At 44.5% G+C, this 21691-nt stretch carries 23 protein-coding genes; 19 read left to right on the top strand and 4 right to left on the bottom strand.

The annotated features are described in order from the left end of the window. Nucleotides 1–142: 142 nt before the first annotated feature. From aroK to rplI, 9 genes are all read left to right on the top strand, one after another. The gene (aroK, locus tag R7P72_RS21280; RefSeq protein WP_005381319.1) at nucleotides 143–661 is read left to right on the top strand and encodes a shikimate kinase AroK; all 519 of its coding nucleotides are present in this window, start codon (nucleotides 143–145) and stop codon (nucleotides 659–661) included. 32 nt (nucleotides 662–693) lie between these two features. After that, nucleotides 694–1794: a 3-dehydroquinate synthase gene (aroB, locus tag R7P72_RS21275; RefSeq protein ID WP_005381318.1), complete on the top strand. Its 1101-nt coding sequence runs from the start codon at nucleotides 694–696 to the stop codon at nucleotides 1792–1794. Between the two features lie 52 nt (nucleotides 1795–1846). Continuing rightward, on the top strand, nucleotides 1847–3358 hold the full coding sequence (locus R7P72_RS21270) for an SPOR domain-containing protein (protein WP_053307552.1): 1512 nt from the start codon (nucleotides 1847–1849) through the stop codon (nucleotides 3356–3358). 69 nt (nucleotides 3359–3427) lie between these two features. Beyond that, nucleotides 3428–4267 carry a Dam family site-specific DNA-(adenine-N6)-methyltransferase gene (locus R7P72_RS21265; RefSeq protein WP_005381301.1) on the top strand — a complete coding sequence of 280 codons (840 nt, stop codon included), beginning with the start codon at nucleotides 3428–3430 and terminating at the stop codon, nucleotides 4265–4267. Nucleotides 4268–4359: 92 nt separating this feature from the next. Beyond that, nucleotides 4360–5031, top strand: coding sequence for a ribulose-phosphate 3-epimerase (gene rpe, locus R7P72_RS21260; RefSeq protein WP_005381300.1), 672 nt, complete (start codon nucleotides 4360–4362; stop codon nucleotides 5029–5031). Nucleotides 5032–5275: 244 nt separating this feature from the next. Beyond that, nucleotides 5276–5665: a 30S ribosomal protein S6 gene (gene rpsF, locus R7P72_RS21255; protein WP_005381299.1), complete on the top strand. Its 390-nt coding sequence runs from the start codon at nucleotides 5276–5278 to the stop codon at nucleotides 5663–5665. Between the two features lie 8 nt (nucleotides 5666–5673). Continuing rightward, nucleotides 5674–5976 carry a primosomal replication protein N gene (gene priB, locus R7P72_RS21250; RefSeq protein WP_005381298.1) on the top strand — a complete coding sequence of 101 codons (303 nt, stop codon included), beginning with the start codon at nucleotides 5674–5676 and terminating at the stop codon, nucleotides 5974–5976. A 16-nt stretch (nucleotides 5977–5992) separates the two neighbouring features. Then, a complete protein-coding gene (gene rpsR / locus R7P72_RS21245; protein WP_000090472.1) occupies nucleotides 5993–6220 on the top strand; it encodes a 30S ribosomal protein S18 in 228 nt (75 codons plus the stop codon). A 33-nt stretch (nucleotides 6221–6253) separates the two neighbouring features. Continuing rightward, on the top strand, nucleotides 6254–6706 hold the full coding sequence (gene rplI / locus R7P72_RS21240) for a 50S ribosomal protein L9 (protein ID WP_005381278.1): 453 nt from the start codon (nucleotides 6254–6256) through the stop codon (nucleotides 6704–6706). Between the two features lie 77 nt (nucleotides 6707–6783). Here the strand turns inward: rplI and R7P72_RS21235 are convergent, their stop codons facing one another. Then, nucleotides 6784–7548: a DUF481 domain-containing protein gene (locus R7P72_RS21235; protein ID WP_005381276.1), complete on the bottom strand. Its 765-nt coding sequence runs from the start codon at nucleotides 7546–7548 to the stop codon at nucleotides 6784–6786. 221 nt (nucleotides 7549–7769) lie between these two features. Between R7P72_RS21235 and R7P72_RS21230 the strand changes: the two genes are divergently transcribed. Further along, nucleotides 7770–9170 carry a replicative DNA helicase gene (locus R7P72_RS21230; protein ID WP_005382759.1) on the top strand — a complete coding sequence of 467 codons (1401 nt, stop codon included), beginning with the start codon at nucleotides 7770–7772 and terminating at the stop codon, nucleotides 9168–9170. A 13-nt stretch (nucleotides 9171–9183) separates the two neighbouring features. Next, nucleotides 9184–10260 carry an alanine racemase gene (gene alr, locus R7P72_RS21225; protein ID WP_005381272.1) on the top strand — a complete coding sequence of 359 codons (1077 nt, stop codon included), beginning with the start codon at nucleotides 9184–9186 and terminating at the stop codon, nucleotides 10258–10260. A gap of 38 nt (nucleotides 10261–10298) precedes the next feature. Here the strand turns inward: alr and R7P72_RS21220 are convergent, their stop codons facing one another. After that, nucleotides 10299–10718 (bottom strand): secondary thiamine-phosphate synthase enzyme YjbQ, encoded by a 420-nt coding sequence (locus R7P72_RS21220; protein ID WP_005381271.1) that lies wholly within the window; start codon nucleotides 10716–10718, stop codon nucleotides 10299–10301. A 305-nt stretch (nucleotides 10719–11023) separates the two neighbouring features. Here R7P72_RS21220 and pgi point away from each other — a divergent pair, with 305 nt between their 5' ends. Further along, entirely contained in the window at nucleotides 11024–12676 is a 1653-nt protein-coding gene (gene pgi, locus R7P72_RS21215; RefSeq protein WP_005381270.1) for a glucose-6-phosphate isomerase, read from the top strand. Nucleotides 12677–12775: 99 nt separating this feature from the next. Here the strand turns inward: pgi and R7P72_RS21210 are convergent, their stop codons facing one another. Both R7P72_RS21210 and zur read right to left on the bottom strand, forming a co-directional pair. After that, nucleotides 12776–13237: a chemotaxis protein CheX gene (locus tag R7P72_RS21210; RefSeq protein WP_005381269.1), complete on the bottom strand. Its 462-nt coding sequence runs from the start codon at nucleotides 13235–13237 to the stop codon at nucleotides 12776–12778. A 9-nt stretch (nucleotides 13238–13246) separates the two neighbouring features. After that, on the bottom strand, nucleotides 13247–13711 hold the full coding sequence (zur, locus tag R7P72_RS21205; RefSeq protein WP_005381268.1) for a zinc uptake transcriptional repressor Zur: 465 nt from the start codon (nucleotides 13709–13711) through the stop codon (nucleotides 13247–13249). A gap of 321 nt (nucleotides 13712–14032) precedes the next feature. Here zur and dusA point away from each other — a divergent pair, with 321 nt between their 5' ends. The 7 genes from dusA (at nucleotide 14033) to R7P72_RS21170 (ending at nucleotide 21035) form a co-directional block, all read left to right on the top strand. Then, nucleotides 14033–15013, top strand: coding sequence for a tRNA dihydrouridine(20/20a) synthase DusA (gene dusA, locus R7P72_RS21200; RefSeq protein ID WP_017821727.1), 981 nt, complete (start codon nucleotides 14033–14035; stop codon nucleotides 15011–15013). A gap of 163 nt (nucleotides 15014–15176) precedes the next feature. Continuing rightward, nucleotides 15177–15392 carry an envelope stress response protein PspG gene (gene pspG / locus R7P72_RS21195; protein ID WP_005381266.1) on the top strand — a complete coding sequence of 72 codons (216 nt, stop codon included), beginning with the start codon at nucleotides 15177–15179 and terminating at the stop codon, nucleotides 15390–15392. Between the two features lie 98 nt (nucleotides 15393–15490). Beyond that, nucleotides 15491–16150: a TIGR04219 family outer membrane beta-barrel protein gene (locus R7P72_RS21190; protein WP_005381265.1), complete on the top strand. Its 660-nt coding sequence runs from the start codon at nucleotides 15491–15493 to the stop codon at nucleotides 16148–16150. Nucleotides 16151–16307: 157 nt separating this feature from the next. Continuing rightward, entirely contained in the window at nucleotides 16308–16538 is a 231-nt protein-coding gene (locus tag R7P72_RS21185) for a hypothetical protein (RefSeq protein WP_005381264.1), read from the top strand. 117 nt (nucleotides 16539–16655) lie between these two features. Continuing rightward, the gene (locus R7P72_RS21180; RefSeq protein WP_213900089.1) at nucleotides 16656–18527 is read left to right on the top strand and encodes an assimilatory sulfite reductase (NADPH) flavoprotein subunit; all 1872 of its coding nucleotides are present in this window, start codon (nucleotides 16656–16658) and stop codon (nucleotides 18525–18527) included. Beyond that, nucleotides 18527–20263, top strand: coding sequence for an assimilatory sulfite reductase (NADPH) hemoprotein subunit (cysI, locus tag R7P72_RS21175; protein WP_318110758.1), 1737 nt, complete (start codon nucleotides 18527–18529; stop codon nucleotides 20261–20263). Before R7P72_RS21180 ends, cysI begins: the two co-directional genes overlap by 1 nt. Further along, the gene (locus R7P72_RS21170; protein WP_213907452.1) at nucleotides 20256–21035 is read left to right on the top strand and encodes a phosphoadenylyl-sulfate reductase; all 780 of its coding nucleotides are present in this window, start codon (nucleotides 20256–20258) and stop codon (nucleotides 21033–21035) included. The genes cysI and R7P72_RS21170 overlap by 8 nt, the downstream gene beginning before the upstream one ends. Nucleotides 21036–21691 lie beyond the last annotated feature (656 nt).

Raw genomic sequence — 21691 nt, 5'->3', positions numbered from 1 at the left:
AGTGGCACCATGCTTGGATAATTTCGGGTCTTATCACGAATTATCTGTGAGGAACTGGTGCCACAAGCCTTGTAGAACAGCAGTTTAGCTGTGTTTTCTTGTGGCGATCTTATTGAATCAATGTTGTAAATTACTGCTAAACATGGCTGAGAAACGTAATATTTTCCTTGTTGGCCCAATGGGCGCCGGCAAAAGTACAATTGGTAGACATCTAGCACAGCAACTGCATATGGAGTTTGTTGACTCCGATACAGTGATCGAAGAACGCACTGGTGCAGACATCTCTTGGGTTTTTGATGTAGAAGGTGAAGAAGGCTTCCGCAAGCGTGAAGAAGCGGTACTTGAAGACCTAACACAAGAGCAAGGCATCGTGCTTGCGACTGGCGGTGGCTCTGTTAAGAGCAAAGAAAACCGCAATCGTCTTTCGGCACGTGGTGTTGTTGTTTACTTAGAAACGACGATTGAAAAGCAACTTGCGCGTACAAACCGCGACAAGAAGCGTCCTTTACTTCAAACGGATAACCCTCGCGAAGTACTGGAGCAATTAGCTGAAGAACGTAATCCTTTATATGAAGAAGTAGCGGATTACACTGTTCGCACTGACGATCAAAGTGCAAAAGTGGTAGCCAACCAGATCGTAAAAATGCTAGAAGAGAGATAAGTCTTTATCTTTTTTTTAATTGGAGCAAACCGATGGAACGGATTACGGTCAACCTAGCTGAGCGTAGCTACCCAATCTCTATTGGCGCCGGGTTATTTGAGGACCCGGCGTACCTCTCTCAAGTTCTCTCAAACAAAAATGCAAAACAAAAAGTTGTTGTGATCAGTAATGTCACAGTGGCGCCTTTGTATGCAGACAAAATTTTAAAGCAACTCGAGCAGCTCGGTTGTAGTGCATCCTTGTTAGAATTGCCTGACGGTGAACAGTACAAAAACTTGGATGTATTTAATCAAGTAATGAACTTCTTACTGGAAGGGAGTTATGCTCGTGATGTTGTGATCATCGCGTTAGGTGGTGGTGTTATTGGCGACCTTGTGGGTTTTGCGTCTGCCTGTTACCAGCGTGGGGTCGATTTTATTCAAATACCGACCACATTACTATCCCAAGTGGACTCTTCGGTTGGTGGAAAAACCGCGGTTAACCATCCGTTGGGTAAGAACATGATAGGTGCGTTTTACCAACCTAAAGCCGTGATCATTGATACCAACTGCCTGTCGACGTTGCCTGAACGTGAGTTCGCTGCGGGTATCGCCGAAGTCATTAAGTACGGCATTATTTACGATGCAGATTTTTTTGTATGGTTAGAAGACAATCTTGAGCGCTTGTATGCGTTGGATGAAGAAGCACTAACTTATGCGATCGCACGTTGCTGTGAAATAAAAGCGGAAGTGGTGGCTCAGGATGAGAAAGAATCGGGCATCCGTGCTTTGCTTAACTTAGGTCACACCTTTGGTCATGCGATTGAAGCGGAACTTGGCTATGGCAATTGGCTGCATGGTGAAGCGGTATCTTCCGGCACTGTTATGGCGGCCAAAACGTCGCATCTACGCGGTCTGATCTCGGAAGAGCAATTTGAGCGTATTGTTGCGATTTTGCGTCGTGCAAAACTGCCTGTGCATACTCCAGACAGTATGAATTTCGATGACTTCATCAAGCACATGATGCGAGATAAGAAAGTCCTCTCTGGTCAATTACGATTGGTTTTGCCTACAGGCATTGGCACTGCCGAGGTAATTGCTGATACGACACAAGACGTACTCAAACAGGCAATAGACTTCGGTCGCGATATTTAACCTTGTAATGGCGCCTTTGGGCGTCATTCTTGTAGTGTATTAAGGTTATTAGATGAGTGTTGCTCACGTACTGGAATTAGATTCTCAAATCGAGTTGCTTGATAGATTAGGTCTACTGACTAACTTTGGTTCCAATCTCATTGCGATTAATGGTCATGATGGGTACGGGAAATCTTGGTTAGCGCAGCGATACCTTGAAGTGGGTGCCAGTAACAAGAATCAATGTTTGTTACTTTGTCATTCTAATCAAGACGATGTGCAGCATCGCGTCCTTATTTTGAATCAACTGGTTTCAGACGCATTGTTTAATCAGCAAGAGCCTTTACTTGATAGCCTTGAAAGGCTTTTAGGTGATGAGCCGTGTGACATTGCAATTGTTGTAGATGATGCGCATTTATTGAGTGAGACACTTATCTCTGAGCTTTGGATGCTGGTCTTAGAGGCGCACCATAAGCCAAATTGGACCATCAATGTCTTACTGTTTACACAGTCTGGACGTTTAGACGGTTTGCTAGCACGTCTCAGTTATGGACAAGAGATAAAGCCTGTTGAGCTTGATATTGATATGTTGTCCGAAGTGGAAGCTCGTCGTTTCTTTGAGTCACTTGTTGCGCGCTACGTCGATGATGAGTCTGAGAAACGGGTTCGAGATGCATTTAAAAAAGTCGACCCAGTACCGGGTGACATCATGGCGTTAGGAGAGATGAAAGTGGAAAAAAGGATCATTATCCGCTCGATTGTCGGTTCACCCCTGAATATTGCGTTGGTGGTATTAGTCTTACTGTTGCTTGCTGCTGGTGGCTATTGGTGGATGCTTAGTCAACCAAGTCCTGATGATAAAGCGCAGCAAATTGCTGGCAGTTTAGAGCAAACGGCTATTCCAACTTTTGAAGAGTCAGGAATCAGTGCAGCGCAGTCTTCACTGCAACCTGTAACCGATGGCTCTAGCAGTCCTGATAAGTCTGGTGCGGTTGATGATTCTGATTCATTACCGCCAGCAGTGACAGAAGAAGTAGCGAGCGTAGGCAGTGATGACAATCAACAAAGAGTGGTGATTGAGTCGAATGTGGTCGATGCATTGCTTGAAGGTAAAGCTGATTCAGCAGACACAAAAGCGATTGATGATGTCGTAGGTACTGAGAAGACAGAAACCGCCGATGAAACTAGCTCCCCTTTGATTAAAGTCGTAAAACCGAATCAAGATATGACGCAAGCACCTGCTCAGTCAGAAGAGGGTGACGCAAACCAACCTGTTGTGAAGTTTTCATTTGCTCGTGAAGAACTAAAAGCGCTATCGCCAAGAGCTTACACTTTACAACTCGCAGCTATGACCTCAATGGAAGATGTACAATCCTTTCTCAATGAGCATCAACTGAATAATCAAGTGCGAATTTATCCTACCGTTCGTAATGACACCGAGTGGTATATCATCACATATCAAGATTATCCGACAATTCAAATGGCTCGTGATGCCGTCGCAAGCTTGCCAGATTCGGTTAAGTCGGTGAGTCCTTGGGCAAAATCACTCCGTCAGGTTCACCGTGAAATTGAACGAGTGAAATAAACCTGAGCTTCCCTGAAAAATATGTTACATTCCGCAGCCTTAATTTTTGGTCGATAGATAGAGCAGTAGATGAAAAAGCAACGAGCCTTTCTTAAATGGGCAGGAGGAAAATACGGACTGGTTGAAGACATCCAACGTCATTTGCCGCCGGCTCGAAAGCTAGTTGAACCTTTTGTTGGTGCGGGCTCAGTGTTTCTGAATACCGATTATGACCATTATCTACTTGCAGATATCAATCCAGATTTGATCAATCTGTACAACCTGCTGAAAGAACGCCCTGAAGAGTATATCTCTGAAGCGAAGCGTTGGTTTGTCGCTGAGAACAACCGCAAAGAAGCCTACCTACACATTCGCGCTGAATTTAATAAAACCGATGACGTGATGTACCGCTCTTTAGCGTTTTTGTATATGAACCGCTTTGGTTTTAATGGCCTATGCCGTTACAACAAAAAAGGTGGCTTCAATGTACCGTTTGGCTCTTACAAAAAGCCGTATTTCCCTGAGGCGGAACTGGAGTTTTTTGCAGAAAAAGCCAAAAAAGCTACGTTCGTTTGTGAAGGTTATCCTGAAACATTTCGTCGTGCGCGCAAAGGGAGCGTCGTGTATTGCGATCCACCTTATGCGCCGCTTTCAAATACGGCAAATTTCACCTCATACGCAGGTAATGGTTTCACGTTGGACGACCAAGCTGCATTAGCCGACATTGCTGAAAGAACAGCGACTGAACGTGGCATTCCTGTGTTGATTTCTAACCACGACACTACCTTGACACGTCGGTTGTATCACGGTGCGGATCTTAATGTGGTTAAAGTAAAGCGTACCATTAGCCGTAATGGTAACGGTCGTAATAAAGTTGATGAGCTACTTGCGCTTTTTCATGCCCCAGACATGGATAAATCAAACTCTTAATTCTCACACTATTATATCTAAATAGTGGATCTCCCCACTGGCTTCGGTAGAATTGCGCGCAGATTGTTTGCTCATTACTACTGAGGTCAGGTATGAAAGATTTTCTTATTGCTCCATCCATTTTATCGGCAGATTTTGCTCGTCTCGGTGAAGATGTAGAAAAAGTACTCGCAGCGGGTGCGGATGTGGTGCATTTCGACGTTATGGATAACCACTATGTACCAAACCTGACTTTTGGTGCGCCTGTGTGTAAAGCACTACGCGATTATGGCATCACGGCGCCAATCGATGTTCACCTAATGGTGAAACCCGTTGACCGTATTATTCCTGATTTCGCAAAAGCGGGTGCGTCGATGATTACGTTCCATGTAGAAGCTTCTGATCATGTAGACCGTACACTGCAGTTAATTAAAGAGCACGGCTGTCAGGCTGGTGTGGTACTAAACCCAGCAACGCCACTTGCAAGTCTTGAGTTTATTATGGATAAAGTCGACATGATTCTACTGATGTCGGTAAACCCTGGTTTTGGTGGTCAATCATTCATTCCTCATACACTAGATAAACTGCGTGCCGTTCGTAAGATGATTGACGAGTCTGGTCGTGATATCCGCTTAGAAATCGATGGCGGTGTAAAGGTTGACAACATTCGTGAAATTGCAGAAGCGGGCGCAGACATGTTTGTCGCAGGCTCGGCGATTTTCGGTGAGCCAGATTACAAACAAGTGATCGATCAAATGCGCGCTGAACTGGCTGAAGTTAAATAAGCACCGATAAGCCAGCGCAATAACACACTGATTTTAAAGGCTGCCATGTTGTTGGCAGCCTTTGTGTTTTCTAGTATTAGAAGAAATTAAATATCCGCTGCGATGAGCAAATAATCACTTGCCTATTTTACGCCCTTTCTGTACTATTCGTGCTCCTTAAACTCAGTCAATTATCTTTAGTTCCTTGCTTCCTCTGGACGACTGAGCCATTTGTGGAAGCTGAATAATCCGTAAGGAGCAACCAATGCGTCATTACGAAATCGTATTCATGGTGCACCCAGATCAAAGCGAGCAAGTTGCTGGCATGATCGAGCGTTACACTGGTTCAATCACTGAAGCTGGCGGTAAAATCCACCGTCTAGAAGACTGGGGCCGTCGTCAACTGGCTTACCCAATCAACAAGCTTCACAAAGCTCACTACGTTCTTATGAACGTTGAAGCTGACCAAGCTGTAATTGATGAGCTAGAAACTGCTTTCCGTTTCAACGATGCAGTTCTACGTAACATGATCATGCGTACTAAAGCAGCGATCACTGAGCAATCTATCATGCTTAAGCAAAAAGAAGAGCGTGCTCCACGTCGTGAAGAGCGTTCTGAAGCTAAGCCTGAAGCTAAGTCAGAAGCTGCTGAGTAAGTTTTCTTATGGCCAATCGAATGGAGCTGAGCGGCACCATTGCCAAACCGCCCATTCGTAGTAAAAGCCCTGGTGGCATTGAACACTGTCGGTTTTGGCTGGAGCATCGCTCTACTATTATCGAAGCTGACTTACCTCGACAAGTTTATTGTCGTATGCCGGTAGTCGTCAGCGGGCTTGGGTCACAAGCACTAACTCAGAATTTAGTTCAAGGCAGTAACATTAAGGTAAGTGGTTTTGTCACTTATCAAACCGGCCGAAATGGCGTGGGAAAATTAGTGTTACACGCCGACAACATTACTCAAATTTAAGATCAGGAGATAGCCCATGGCTCGTTTCTTCCGTCGTCGTAAATTCTGCCGTTTCACTGCAGAAGGCGTACAAGAGATTGATTACAAAGACGTAGCAACTCTTAAAAACTACATCACTGAAGCTGGTAAAATCGTACCTAGCCGTATCACTGGTACAAGCGCTAAGTACCAGCGTCAACTAGCACGTGCTATCAAGCGTTCACGCTACCTAGCTCTACTACCGTACACTGACAAGCATCAGTAATCGGTTCATTTTATTAAGAAAGAGGATTAAGCAATGCAAGTTATTCTACTTGATAAAATTGGTAACCTAGGTGGTCTTGGCGATACTGCAAACGTTAAATCTGGCTACGCTCGTAACTTCCTTATCCCACAAGGTAAAGCAGTTATGGCAACTAAAGCTAACGTTGAAATGTTTGAAGCTCGTCGTGCTGAACTAGAAGCTAAAGTTGCTGAGCAACTAGCTGCTGCAGAAGCTCGCGCAGAGAAAGTTAACGCTCTAGAAGCTGTAGTTATCGCTTCTAAAGCTGGTGACGAAGGCAAACTATTCGGTTCTATCGGTACTCGTGACATCGCTGACGCTATCACAGCTGCAGGCGTTGAAGTTGCTAAGAGCGAAGTTCGCCTTCCTGAAGGTGCTCTACGTACAACTGGTGAGTTCGAGATCAGCGTTCAACTTCACTCTGAAGTTTTCGCAACTGTGAACCTACAAGTTGTTGCTGCTGAGTAATTCAGTATCAAGACGAAATACTAAAAAGCACCTCCTTGGAGGTGCTTTTTTTATTTCTAAAACTGAGAGAAAAAGGGTTAAAAAGCGAAAAGTAAATTAACGGAAAATACGCTGTCTGCTTTGCTTAAGCCTTCAGGCACTTTATCGTGATACTGACGAGAGTGCGCCAGTTTCAGTGCAATATCTTCAGTAATATCATTGGTTACACTGAGTTCACTATCAGTACGTGTGTTACTTCTACCTGTTACCAACGTAATATCAGCTGCGAAACTTAAATTATCCAACGCATGCCAAGTTGTGTTGATATTTCCTCGAAAAATGCCTTCTCTAACGATATCGGGAAAGACAATATCGTCATCATCTATTTCGTCTAAGTTTGGCTCTTGATAGCGAAAACCAGGGCCTACCTCTACCTCTAAAATGAAGTTCTCAGTGTAGGAGAACTGGTAACCCAAACCACCTGACAACGTATAGTCTTTAAAATAAGCACTGTAGCGAGAATCCACCCCTTTAAAGCTGCCATACAAATATGTCTTAGGGCCTAACTTGTAGTCACTCTGTAGGGAGTAGGTGGATGAGCGTTTGTCTTCTTCACCGTCTTTGTACAAGTTGTAGTACTTCCATTCACCATTAGAACGGTGTCGACCTGACGTATATTCAGCACTCAAACGAGCATTCAGGGAACGAGAGTCCGTGTTACCTGTGTGAGCTTGATAGCCGAACTCCACCTCGGTTTTTAGTGGGTCGGGTACATCAATATTTTGCTCTGGCTGTACTGATTCGTCAGCATACGATGCACTAGCGCACAGTAGGCTAAAGCTAAGTAACCAGTATCGGGACACATCAACCTCGAACGTAATCAAAAAGGAGGGGCATGATACTGATACAGATATTTGGTTGGGTCAATGGTAGGTTAATTTTTATTAGAGCTAGGCGGAAGAACCAGGCTATTACCTGGGTGGTTCACATGATGATTTCTTAACAAGTAATTGTCGCTTCGGGGAAGCATCTCAGTTAGGTTAAGGTTATAATCGTGGGTCAATAGTAGTTATCGAGCAAAGTCATGGCGGAAAACAGAAATCGCAAACCTTCAGACAGTCAGGTCGACGCAATCAAAGTGCCACCTCACTCACTAGAAGCCGAGCAATCAGTAATTGGTGGTCTTTTACTGGATAATGAACGTTGGGACACCGTTGCCGAACGTGTTGTGAGCAGTGATTTCTATAGTCGTCCACACCGCCTGATTTTTGAAGGTGTAAAAACCATTCTTGAAGCGGGTAAACCTCTCGATCTTATTACTTTATCGGAGTATCTAGAGCGTCACGAGTTGTTAGAAGATGTAGGCGGTTTTGCTTACCTCGCTGACTTGGCGAAGAATACGCCAAGTGCAGCTAACATCAATGCGTATGCTGATATTGTCGCTGAGCGTGCGATTGTTCGTGGCCTTATTGGTGTCGCGAATGAAATTGCGGACGCGGGCTATGACCCTCAAGGTCGCAGTTCTGAAGATTTAATAGACATGGCGGAGAGTAAAGTTTTTGCTATCGCCGAGTCTCGAACTAGTGAAAACGAAGGACCACAAAACGTCGACAACATCCTCGAAAAGACGTTAGAACGTATCGAGTTGTTGTATAAAACGCCACAAGATGGTGTTACGGGGGTCGATACCGGTTTCACAGATCTCAATAAGAAAACCGCAGGTTTGCAAGGCTCTGATTTGGTGATTGTCGCAGCGCGTCCATCGATGGGTAAAACGACCTTTGCGATGAACTTGTGTGAAAATGCGGCCATGCAACAAGAAAAGCCCGTACTTATTTTCTCGTTAGAGATGCCAGCTGAACAGTTGATGATGCGTATGTTGGCCTCTTTGTCTCGTGTAGACCAAACCAAGATCCGTACGGGTCAGCTAGATGACGAAGATTGGGCGCGTATTTCTTCTACTATGGGTATCCTGATGCAGAAGAAAAATATGTACATTGATGATAGCTCTGGTCTAACTCCGACCGAAGTGCGTTCGCGCGCTCGCCGTATCGCTCGTGAACATGGCGGTCTATCGATGATCATGGTCGACTACCTTCAGTTGATGCGCGTGCCTTCGTTAACCGATAACCGTACTCTTGAGATTGCTGAGATCTCTCGCTCTCTTAAGGCGCTGGCAAAAGAGCTAAATGTGCCTGTTGTGGCACTGTCGCAGCTAAACCGTTCCCTAGAGCAACGTGCGGATAAACGACCAGTAAACTCGGACTTGCGTGAATCCGGTTCCATCGAGCAGGATGCCGACTTGATCATGTTCATCTACCGTGATGAGGTTTATCACCCAGATAGTCCGTACAAAGGTACGGCCGAAATCATTATTGGTAAACAGCGTAACGGTCCTATCGGCTCTGTTCGCCTCACTTTCCAAGGTCAACATTCGCGTTTCGACAACTACGCGGGTCCTGCATTCGATATTGATGATGAGTAATTCCATGAGCTATATGAAAGCGGCCAAGGCGTGCATTGATTTGTCTGCGTTGCAGCACAACTTACAGCGCGTAAAAGCTCAAGCGCCACAAAGTAAAGTGATGGCTGTCGTCAAGGCCAATGGTTATGGTCACGGATTACGTCATGTCGCAAAACATGCTAACCATGCGGATGCGTTTGGCGTGGCTCGCATTGAAGAAGCATTGCAACTGCGCGCTTGTGGAGTAGTAAAGCCGATTCTATTGCTAGAAGGTTTTTACTCTCCTGGTGATTTACCTGTTCTTGTGACGAACAACATCCAAACCGTGGTGCACTGTGAAGAGCAGCTTATCGCCTTGGAGCAAGCAGACCTTGAAACTCCGGTTGTCGTGTGGCTGAAGATTGACAGTGGCATGCACCGCCTTGGGGTTCGTCCTGAACAATATGACGACTTTGTAACGCGGCTGAAGGAGTGTCCAAATGTAGCGAAACCGTTGCGTTACATGAGCCACTTTGGCTGTGCAGATGAGCTGGATAGCGATATTACCCCACAACAGATTGAGCTGTTTAAATCGTTGACTTCTGGTTGCCAAGGGGAACGTTCACTGGCGGCATCTGCGGGGTTATTGGCATGGCCTCAAAGCCATTTAGATTGGGTTCGTCCGGGTATTATCATGTATGGTGTGTCGCCATTCGATGACAAAACGGCGCAAGATCTTGGGTATCAGCCTGTCATGACACTTAAATCCCACCTTATTGCGGTACGTGAAGTGAAGAAGGGCGAAAGTGTTGGCTATGGTGGTATTTGGACCAGTGAGCGAGATACAAAAGTTGGGGTCATCGCTGTAGGGTATGGCGACGGTTACCCAAGAAGTGCTCCAAACGGTACGCCGGTGTGGGTTAATGGCCGTAAAGTACCTATTGCAGGTCGAGTTTCCATGGATATGCTGACGGTCGATTTGGGACCAGACGCAACGGATAAAGTCAGCGACGAAGCGATTCTTTGGGGGAAAGAGCTCCCAGTAGAAGAAGTGGCGGGTCACATTGGTACGATTGCGTATGAACTCGTGACTAAGCTAACGCCTCGCGTCGAGATGGAATACTCCAAATAAACAACGAAAGGCTAACCCAAGGTTAGCCTTTGTTTTATCTACTCACCGTTAATCGTAGCAATAACGCGGCGGCCGCCACCAAAGTCTCGATGCTCACCCAAGTAAATACCTTGCCATGTTCCTAAAGCTAATCGACCATTTTGGATTGGTACCGTCACACTACTGCCAAGCAGTGATGCTTTAATATGTGCCGGCATGTCGTCGTCACCTTCATAGGTGTGCTGATAATAAGGAGCACGCTCTGGCACAAACTTATTGAAGTGCGCTTCCATGTCCATACGCACGGTTGGATCAGCATTCTCATTTAAGGTCAAACTGGCGGAGGTGTGCTGAATAAATAAGTGTAATAAACCTACTGAAAGTTCGTTTATTTGTGGTAATTGTTGTTCAATTTCATCAGTTATCAGGTGAAAACCGCGGCTTCTCGCTTTTAATTGCAGTGTTTTTTGTGCCCACATACGTGTTCCTTTGGAAATTTATAAATTGGCGTCTATCCTATTCCAATTAGAGCCTGTCATTAGTAAATGATATGATTCTTGTCATCGTAAATGAATGTTCAATTTCAGGGCAGGGAACGTGACCTAACTCAATGTGAGTGTAAAAGCTCTCGGTCATAATTGGCGCCTGAAAAAAAATTACAAAGACTTGTTTTGTGGCAATTTGCCCAAACATCTAATTTATATTCTATTTGCTAAATCGGGGATTCCACAGTTTTCGCTAGACTGTAAGGAATGGAACCTACTGTAACATCGGGATAAAGACCATGTTGAAAAATATCAATCCAACGCAAACACAAGCTTGGAAAGCGCTAACGGCGCATTTCGAATCTGCACAAGATATGGATCTTAAAGAGCTGTTTGCTCAAGACGCAGCGCGTTTCGACAAATACTCTGCACGTTTCGGCTCAGACATCCTAGTCGATTACTCAAAGAACCTCATCAATGAGGAAACTCTGAAGCACCTGTTTGCTCTTGCGAAAGAGACCGAGCTGAAATCTGCAATTGAAGCGATGTTCAGTGGTGAAGCGATCAACCAAACAGAAGGTCGCGCTGTTCTTCACACTGCACTACGTAACCGCGCTAATACTCCAGTTATGGTAGATGGCGAAGACGTAATGCCAGCAGTGAACGCGGTTCTAGAAAAAATGAAATCATTCACTGAGCGCGTTATCGGCGGTGAATGGAAAGGTTACACAGGCAAAGCAATTACCGATATTGTGAACATCGGTATCGGCGGTTCTGACCTTGGCCCTTACATGGTGACGGAAGCTCTAGCGCCATACAAAAATCATCTAAACCTTCACTTCGTATCTAACGTTGATGGTACACACATCGTTGAAACGTTGAAGAAAGTTAACCCAGAAACGACGTTATTCTTGATCGCGTCTAAGACGTTTACAACACAAGAAACCATGACTAACGCGCACACTGCTCGTGATTGGTTCCTAGAATCGGCGGGTGATCAGGCTCATGTGGCTAAGCACTTTGCTGCGCTTTCAACAAACGCGACAGCCGTGTCTGAATTTGGTATCGATACAGCGAACATGTTTGAATTCTGGGACTGGGTTGGTGGCCGTTACTCACTATGGTCTGCGATCGGTCTATCAATTGCACTAGCAGTAGGTTTCGATAACTTCGTTGAGCTGCTTGATGGCGCTCACGAGATGGACAAGCACTTTGTATCAACAGATCTAGAAAGCAACATCCCTGTGATCCTTGCGCTTATCGGTATTTGGTACAACAACTTCCACGGTGCGGAATCAGAAGCTATTCTGCCTTACGATCAGTACATGCACCGTTTCGCGGCGTACTTCCAGCAAGGCAACATGGAATCAAACGGTAAATACGTTGACCGTGACGGCAATGCTGTAACTTACCAAACAGGCCCAATCATTTGGGGTGAACCAGGTACCAACGGTCAGCACGCGTTCTACCAGCTAATTCACCAAGGTACTAAGCTTATCCCATGTGACTTCATTGCACCTGCAATTAGCCACAACCCAGCTAGCGATCATCACCAAAAACTGATGTCTAACTTCTTCGCGCAAACTGAAGCTCTAGCGTTTGGTAAAAATGAAGAAACCGTGAAAGAAGAGTTGGTGAAAGTAGGTAAGAATGCTGAAGAAGTGGCAGCGATTGCGCCATTCAAAGTGTTTGAAGGTAACCGTCCAACAAACTCTATTCTAGTGAAGCAAATCACGCCTCGTACGCTAGGTAACTTGATCGCAATGTACGAACACAAAATTTTCGTACAAGGTGTTATCTGGAATATCTTCAGCTTTGACCAGTGGGGCGTGGAGCTAGGTAAACAACTGGCTAACCAAATCCTACCTGAGCTTGCAGACGAGTCTCAAATCAGCTCGCATGACAGCTCAACAAACGGTCTAATCAACGCATTTAAAGCGTTCAAAGCTTAATGTTTGAATAGATAAAGAAAAGGTCAGCAAATGCTGACCTTTTTATTGCCTGAGGCAAAAACAAAATAGGTTGGCCAGTGCCAACCTATTTTTTCTCTTTTATTCGAAGCAAATTTCGATAAAGGCATTTCCCCATTGGGAAGAGAAAGGCATGATAATAATTGAGCCTTCACACTTGTGGCGAATCGTATGACCTCGGCCCGAAACCACAACCGGTGTTGCCATATCAAAGTCAAAACCACTTTCCGCCAGAATGCGTTTCGCACCACCAGTAACCATGTTGGTGATCTCACCCACCATATCGGTCACTTCTTCATTGAGCCCATTTGGACGTTCACCAAGCATGTTCTGCATGATTTCTAGGGCGAGTGCTTCATCAAAGGTGATCGACATTGAACCACGAGTTTGTGGGCCTACCATACCAATCAGACCAGAAACGTCACCTCGTGCGATCTCATCTTTTTTGATTCGCGGTTTTTGTGGCTTCAGCTCAAGAGAAGCCATAGTTTTTAGCACGTTCATTAAAGAAGCTAAAAACGGGTTTACAAATTCAGCGCGCATAACGTTCTTCTATACTTTTTCTTTCGTCTCGGAGGAACAGGCCTGGCATTCACCATGAGTTTCAATAACTTGGTTGGTCAGTTTGAATCCATGCTTCTCGGCGTTTTCGGCTAACAAGGATATCAGCGTCTCATCTTCGAGTTCAACGACATCACCACATTTATCGCAAATTAGTAATTGGAAAAAGTGCTGCTGAGTATTGAAAGAACAACAAGTAATAAAGCTATTTGTCGATTCCACTCGGTGGATGAAGCCTTGTTCTAGGAGAAAATCTAATGCTCGATAAACAGTGGGCGGCTTAGCCTGAGGCTCACTCTCTTTTAGTTGCTCCAATAGCTCATACGCACTTGAGGCGCGGCGATTAGAACAAATGAGTTCAAATACGCGTCGGCGTTGCGGAGTCAGTCGTACTCCACGCTCTGCGCAGATACTTTCAATTTGTTCAATGATTGTTGGATTCAAACCTTTCACCATAACTATCGGACGTGCTCTATGATAAATCATTTCTATACGAAGTTCGTTTAGAAATGCTTCATTTTACCCACTATCAGAACGAAAATCATGAATTAAAGCAAGTCGGTGGTGGTGTGAAGGCGGAATAATCATCACAGAATGAATCAACGAATGACAGATTCGTATTACTTCTGCGTATTCCTAAGCACTTGGCTAGTCAGCCAACCAAATCATTCTCGCTGAAACTAGCACCCAGAGGTGCTTGGGTATACAATACCCGACTTATTTTTTGAGCGTACTGCTGCGCTCGACCTTGGCAACATAAAAACGGGTGTTTATATCATGACTCATTCTTGCAGGCTCTCCGTAGCACCAATGTTAGATTGGACTGATCGTCATTGTCGCTACTTCCATCGCTTAATGACCAAAGAAACCCTGCTGTACACTGAAATGGTGACGACAGGTGCGATCATTCATGGAAAAGGAGACTTCCTGGCTTATAACGAAGAAGAGCATCCGTTAGCCCTTCAACTTGGTGGTTCAAACCCAGCAGATTTGGCTACGTGTGCCAAGCTAGCGCAAGAGCGTGGCTACGATGAGATTAACCTAAATGTGGGGTGTCCATCTGACCGCGTACAAAACGGTCGATTTGGTGCTTGCCTAATGGCTGAACCGCAGTTAGTTGCGGATTGTGTCGCAGCAATGAAAGACGTGGTCGATATCCCTGTAACAGTCAAGACTCGCATTGGTATTGATGATCAAGACTCTTACGAGTTCCTAACGGATTTCGTTTCTATTGTTTCAGAAAAGGGTGGCTGTGAGCAGTTCACTATCCATGCTCGTAAAGCTTGGTTAAGTGGTTTAAGCCCAAAAGAAAACCGCGAGATCCCACCATTGGATTACCCACGCGCTTACCAATTGAAGCAAGACTTCTCACACCTAACGATTGCGATTAACGGTGGCGTGAAATCATTAGAAGAAGCAAAAGCACATCTTCAGCATCTTGACGGTGTGATGATTGGTCGTGAAGCATACCAAAGCCCATATCTACTGGCATCGGTAGACCAAGAGTTGTTTGGCTCTAATGCTCCAGTGAAGAAACGCAGCGAAATTGTTGAAGAGATGTACCCATACATTGAAGCGCAATTAGCGAAAGGTGCGTACCTTGGTCACATTACCCGTCACATGTTAGGTTTGTTCCAAAGCATGCCCGGTGCTCGTCAATGGCGTCGTCATATCAGTGAAAATGCGCACAAACCAGGTTCTGGTCTAGAAGTATTGCAAGACGCGCTAGCTAAGATTCCAAAAGAATTGAATGTGTAAAATTCGCCAGTGAATGGCTAAAATTACCAACTAAAGAATGATAAAGCCAGAGTGCAGAAATGCCTATGGCTTTGTTTTTTATTAAAAATCATAATCTTAACTTCGTTTCTGTAAGTTGGTATGGAAACTGCTCTGTTTATTGAAAACAAATGGAGAAGTGATTATGTTGGAGCTAATCTTTATTTTAGTATTTGCGGCGACCTTGTTGGTTACGGGTATCACAATGATGACCGTATTCGCAGCAACTGGTATTGCGTTAGTTGTGATGTTTTTACTGGGAATGGTTGGAGCGGTACTCAAACTATTACCATGGTTAATCGTGATTGCATTGGGTATTTGGTTCTTCAAGAATTACGTTGCTCAGCCCCGCTATAAATAATGAGTAACATCATTTAGTTGATGGAGAGGCGTGAGAATATGGTATATTTCCTCTCACGTCCTCTACGTGAATATCAGCTATCTCGGAGTAAATACTACATGACAAATAAAGCGAACATCGCTTTAACGGCATTATCGTTGGCAGTATCTTTTCCTGTTTTTGCAGAGTACTCTGTATCGACAAAAGTCGGCGCAGAGGTATGGGCTGCCGACACTAAAGTTAATGAAGTGAGACGAGATAGCAGTACCGCAGGCACTTTTTACGCGGCGATTGAACATGATGTTAAATATGTCCCTAATGCGCGCCTTCGTTACTCAAGTGTTGATGCGGATTACATGGGGTTCGATAAGCTCGATTTAACCTTGTATTACCACGTTCTAGAGCATGATTTATTGCACTTTGATGCGGGTCTCACGTTCAGTAATTTAAGTGACACTAAATACATTGATGCTGGCTCAAGCAGGCGTGTAGAAGAATTTGATGAGCTGATTTGGGCTTGGTATGGTTACGCAGAAATTCAAGTTCCGGATACAAACTTTGATGTGATTGGTGAGATAAACTTTGGTGACAACAAAGGCATCAAAAGCACCGATTTCATGGCAGGTGTTCAATACAATGTACCGCTCGAAAAAGCTCGACTGGCTTTTCGTGGAGGTTACCGTGTGATTGATTTAGAGTCCGATAAATTCATGTCGGATCTAGGGAAAGAGTTTATTTTTGCTAACGGCTTCTTTGTGAGTGCGGAATACGCGTTCTAAACTCAGCCATATTAGATATTCGATTTACTTAAAACGTCGCTTTATAAGCGGCGTTTTTTTATATCACTTCATTATATCCAATCGAAATTTCTCCCTATTTGGCTGACTTAGACCATGCTTACCTAGGAGCAATGTGAAAGTTAAAGCAGGGATAGCGATGACAATAAATGAACTAAGACATCTATTCCGTGAAAATCAGCTTATCGAAGCGATTATTGAGCCTGCAATCCAAGAGGGTGGTTGGGTTGTAGAGTTCAGACATGCGCGCGGTGGTTTTGTTTTTCTAACGGACAGTCACGGCGAAGAATGTCTTTATGAAGATTTGGATACTGCGTCAAAATCGGCAATGGCAGTAGGCTTTCAACAAGTCCGCATTGAAGATCGATGAGCAAAAAGTAAGCCGTTCTTACTTCCAAAAAGTTATAAAACATTCACTTCTATTCTTTCTTGTTATTAAGGAGAGTGGGTACTCTATCGTCACGCAATGAATAGGGATGTCGTGATAATGTCTTTTCAAAAGAATGAGTATTCTCACAAGAATGTGTCTGAAGATAATAATGGGCAAGGAGGAAATCCTCCAATCGCAAGCCCTCTGAATGACCAACAAATTAGCTCACTCCAACAAACTGTCTCTGAGTTGTCTTCACAGCAACTTGCTTGGGTCAGTGGGTATTTTTGGGGATTAGCTCAAAATCAACCAAACACAGCGGTAACGCCAATTGCACAAGCAACGGCAGCCGTATCAGCGAAGCCAGCAGGTAAGTTGAGTATTATTTTTGCTTCCCAAACGGGCAATGCTAAAGGTGTTGCTGAAGCTCTGGAGCAGGAAGCAAAAGCAGAAGGAATTGCAGTCGAACTTTTTGATGCAAGCGATTACAAAGGTAAAAACTTAGCCAAAGAAACGCATGTCATTATTGTGGCATCGACTAACGGCGAAGGCGAAGCGCCAGACAATGCCATTGAGCTACATGAGTTTTTGCAATCGAAGAAGGCCCCTAAGCTGCCAAACCTGCAATATGGTGTTATTGCATTGGGAGATTCTAGCTACGAATTCTTCTGTCAGACCGGTAAAGACTTCGACACTTACCTATCAAAGCTAGGCGCGACTCCATTTATCGAGCGTCTTGATTGCGATGTGGATTATGAGGCTCCTGCAACTGAATGGCGTAAGAATGCGTTAGACAAGGTAAAAGATACACTGTCTTCTGGCTCTGAAGCGGATGTGGTTCAACTTCCTGTGGGTCAAGCTGCGACTGCGCACTCTCCTTACAATAAACAAAATCCGTACACTGCGACGTTACTGACCAGTCAAAAAATCACGGGCCGTGACTCTGGAAAAGACGTTCGTCATATAGAAATCGACTTAGAAGGCTCGGGCTTAACGTATCAGCCTGGTGATGCACTAGGTGTGTGGTTTGAAAATAGCTCGGAACTTGCAAATGCCATTCTTGGTAAGGTCGGTTTGTCTGGGGTTGAGACTGTTGACGTTGATGGTGAAAGCTTGTCAATCCACAGTGCTCTTGTGAGTAAATATGAAATCACAACATCTAACCCACAGCTCATCACAAAGTTTGCCGAGTTATCCGGTAGCAAGAAGCTACAAAAGTTAGTTGAAGATAAAGATAAGCTTCGCGAGTACTCTGCAAATACTCAAATCGTTGATGTACTGGCAGAAAAGAAAACCAAGTTAACCGCAGATGAATTGATTGGTTTGCTTCGTCGTCTGACTCCACGCCTTTACTCTATTGCATCAAGCCAAGAAGAGGTCGATGAAGAAGTACACCTAACGGTTGCTTTGGTTGAGTACGAACAAAACGACGAAAAACGATATGGTGGTGCGTCTAGTTTCTTAGCACAGCGTCTCGAAGAGGGGGATGAAGTTAAAGTATTTGTTGAGCATAACAACAACTTCAAACTGCCGGAAGATGATAGCACTCCAATTATCATGGTTGGTCCTGGCACAGGGATCGCACCATTCCGTAGCTTTATTCAGGAACGTGAAAACCGCGATGCTGAAGGCAAAAACTGGTTGTTCTTTGGTGATCGCACGTTCACTCAAGACTTCTTGTACCAAGTGGAATGGCAAAAGTATCTCAAGTCAGGAGTACTAAGCCGATTGGATGTTGCCTTTAGTCGTGACCAAGTAGAAAAGGTTTACGTACAACATCGCATCTTAGAAAACGCAACTCAAGTGTGGCAGTGGATCCAAGAAGGCGCTTATATCTATGTCTGCGGTGATGCAACGCGTATGGCAAAAGATGTGCACGACGCATTGGTTATCGTTGCTGAACAAGAAGGCAAGATGCCGCGTGACGATGCAGAACAATTTATTAATGATCTACGTAAAGCGAAACGTTATCAGAGGGATGTGTACTAATGACTTTTTCTACGGACAATAATAAGCAGGTTGTATTAGGTGAAGAGTTAGGGCCGCTATCTGATAACGAGCGCCTGAAGCGAGAAAGCAACTTATTACGTGGCACTATTGAGCAAGATTTACAGGACCGTATTACAGGTGGCTTTACTGCCGACAACTTCCAGTTAATTCGTTTCCACGGTATGTATCAACAAGACGATCGTGATATCCGTAATGAACGCACAAAGCAAAAACTGGAACCATTACATAATGTGATGCTTCGTGCTCGTATGCCTGGAGGCATCATCACGCCAACGCAATGGTTAGCGATCGACAAGTTCGCAACGGAGCACTCTTTATATGGAAGTATTCGTCTGACGACTCGCCAAACGTTCCAGTTTCATGGGGTATTAAAACCGAATATTAAGTTGATGCATCAAACGCTCAACAGTATTGGCATTGATTCGATTGCAACCGCGGGTGATGTAAACCGTAACGTGTTGTGTACCACTAATCCAGTGGAGTCAGAGTTACACCAAGAAGCTTACGAATGGGCGAAGAGAATCAGTGAACACCTGCTTCCGAAAACACGCGCTTATGCAGAGATTTGGCTAGACGGTGAAAAAGTAGAAAGCACGGAAGAAGACGAACCGATTCTAGGCAAGAACTACTTACCACGTAAGTTTAAAACCACAGTGGTTATCCCACCGCAAAATGACGTAGATGTACACGCTAACGATCTCAACTTCGTAGCGATTGCAGATAACGGTAAGCTGGTAGGCTTTAACGTCCTGGTCGGCGGCGGCTTAGCGATGACGCATGGCGATACATCAACTTATCCGCGCCGCGCTGACGACTTTGGCTTTATTCCGCTGGACAAGACACTTGATGTTGCCGCAGCTGTAGTAACAACTCAGCGCGACTGGGGTAACCGTTCAAACCGTAAGAACGCAAAAACCAAATACACATTGGATCGTGTAGGTAGCGATGTCTTTAAAGCGGAAGTCGAGAAACGTGCTGGTGTTAAGTTTGAGCAAAGCCGTCCATATGAATTAACAGAACGTGGTGACCGTATTGGCTGGGTAGAAGGAATTGATGGTAAATATCATTTAGCGCTTTTCATCGAAAACGGTCGCTTATTAGACTTTCCAGGTAAACCACTTAAGACGGGTGTTGCTGAAATTGCCAAAATCCACAAAGGCGATTTCCGCATGACAGCAAACCAAAACCTAATTGTTGCGGGTGTACCTAAAAACGAAAAAGCGAAGATTGAAAAGATCGCTCGTGAACATGGCTTAATGGATGACGGCGTTAGTGAACAGCGTAAGAACTCAATGGCTTGTGTTGCTTTTCCGACTTGTCCGCTAGCGATGGCAGAAGCTGAACGTTTCCTTCCTCAGTTTGTTACTGATGTGGAGGGGATTCTGGAGAAGCACAACCTACCAGAAAATGACAACATCATTTTGCGTGTAACTGGGTGTCCAAATGGTTGTGGTCGCGCAATGTTGGCTGAAATTGGTCTAGTTGGCAAAGCGCCGGGTCGTTACAACTTGCACCTAGGTGGTAACCGTGCCGGTACTCGAGTACCAAAAATGTATAAAGAGAACATCACGGATAAGCAAATCTTAGAAGAGATTGATCTGCTGGTGGCTCGATGGTCGAAAGAGCGTGAAGAAGGCGAAGCCTTTGGCGATTTCACTATTCGTGCTGGCATTATCCAAGAAGTGCTCGTATCAAAGAGGGACTTTCATGCTTGATTCTGTAGCATCCAAGCTGGAGCTCACAGAGTTACTGACATTAACAAAGACGGAGCAAATCCTCCGTCTTGCTCAAATTAATGTCGAGCTCGAAAAGCTTTCAGCACAAGAGAGAGTTGCGTGGGCTTTAGATAATCTAGAAGGCGAGTTCGCGGTTTCTTCTAGTTTTGGTATTCAAGCCGCGGTTATGCTTCATTTAGTTACTCGCGCCAAAACGGACATCCCCGTCATTCTAACCGATACTGGTTACCTGTTTGCTGAGACGTACCGATTTATCGATGAGCTGACAGATGCTCTCAACCTAAATTTAAAAGTTTATCGAGCCAAAGAAAGTGCGAATTGGCAAGAAGCTCGATATGGAAAATTATGGGAGCAGGGCGTAGAGGGAATTGAAAAATACAACAAGCTCAATAAAGTTGAGCCGATGCGTCGAGCGTTAAAAGATCTTAATGTTGGAACGTGGTTCTCTGGATTGCGTCGAGAGCAAAGTAAATCTCGTGCAGGTTTACCGATTCTATCCATTCAGAACGGTGTGTTTAAATTTCTACCAGTAATTGATTGGACTAATAAAGACGTTCATTACTACTTAGAACAACACGGCCTTAAATACCACCCATTATGGGATGAAGGTTACCTTTCAGTTGGTGATACACATACCACTCGTAAATGGGAGCCGGGAATGTCAGAGGAAGAAACTCGATTCTTTGGCTTAAAGCGAGAATGTGGCCTACACGAAGATGATGGCTCTGAACAAGATGGGTCTGGCATATAGCCATAATGCTCTTTAAATAGAGTTTAGGTTAAGATTAATAAAGATAGCTGCAATAAAGCAGCTTTCTTTATTTATGGTACTTGAAAAATACGTCTCAAAGAACAACTCTGTGGATAAGTTGTGTGAGAGTTTGGGGTAAAGTTGAATAAATAAAGGTTTGATCGAAAACTCATCGTTTAACCATTATTTTTGCAATTTTTGAAAAATAACACTTGCCAATGTGAGCGCGATCTCTATAATGCCTCCTCGTCGACAGGGCAAGGGCTCACAAGGGTTTAAGCGAAGTTGATAAGGCTGAAAAGAAAAACGAAATAATTTGAAGAAAGTGTTTGACACAATAAATTATCTCGCTAGAATGGCCGCCTCTTCCGAAGTGATGTCAATCACAAAGAAGAGTTGCTCTTTAACAATATAGACCTATCAATCTGTGTGGGCACTCGTTGATGATAATCCAATTGGATACCTCGGTATCAAATTAGGTTTCAATGATACGAAGTGACCATTGAATTTTCGGATTCAGCACAGTCAATTCAAACATTACTTCTGCTATTTATTAGCGAAAGGAATGTTCAGTATTCGTTGAGCCGAACAAAATCTTAAATTGAAGAGTTTGATCATGGCTCAGATTGAACGCTGGCGGCAGGCCTAACACATGC

It is taken from the genome of Vibrio sp. Vb0888, from assembly GCF_033338835.1.
Taxonomy (GTDB): domain Bacteria; phylum Pseudomonadota; class Gammaproteobacteria; order Enterobacterales; family Vibrionaceae; genus Vibrio; species Vibrio alginolyticus.
The sequence above is the reverse complement of the archived record's forward strand: the minus strand, read 5'-3'. Positions and strand labels throughout refer to the sequence as shown.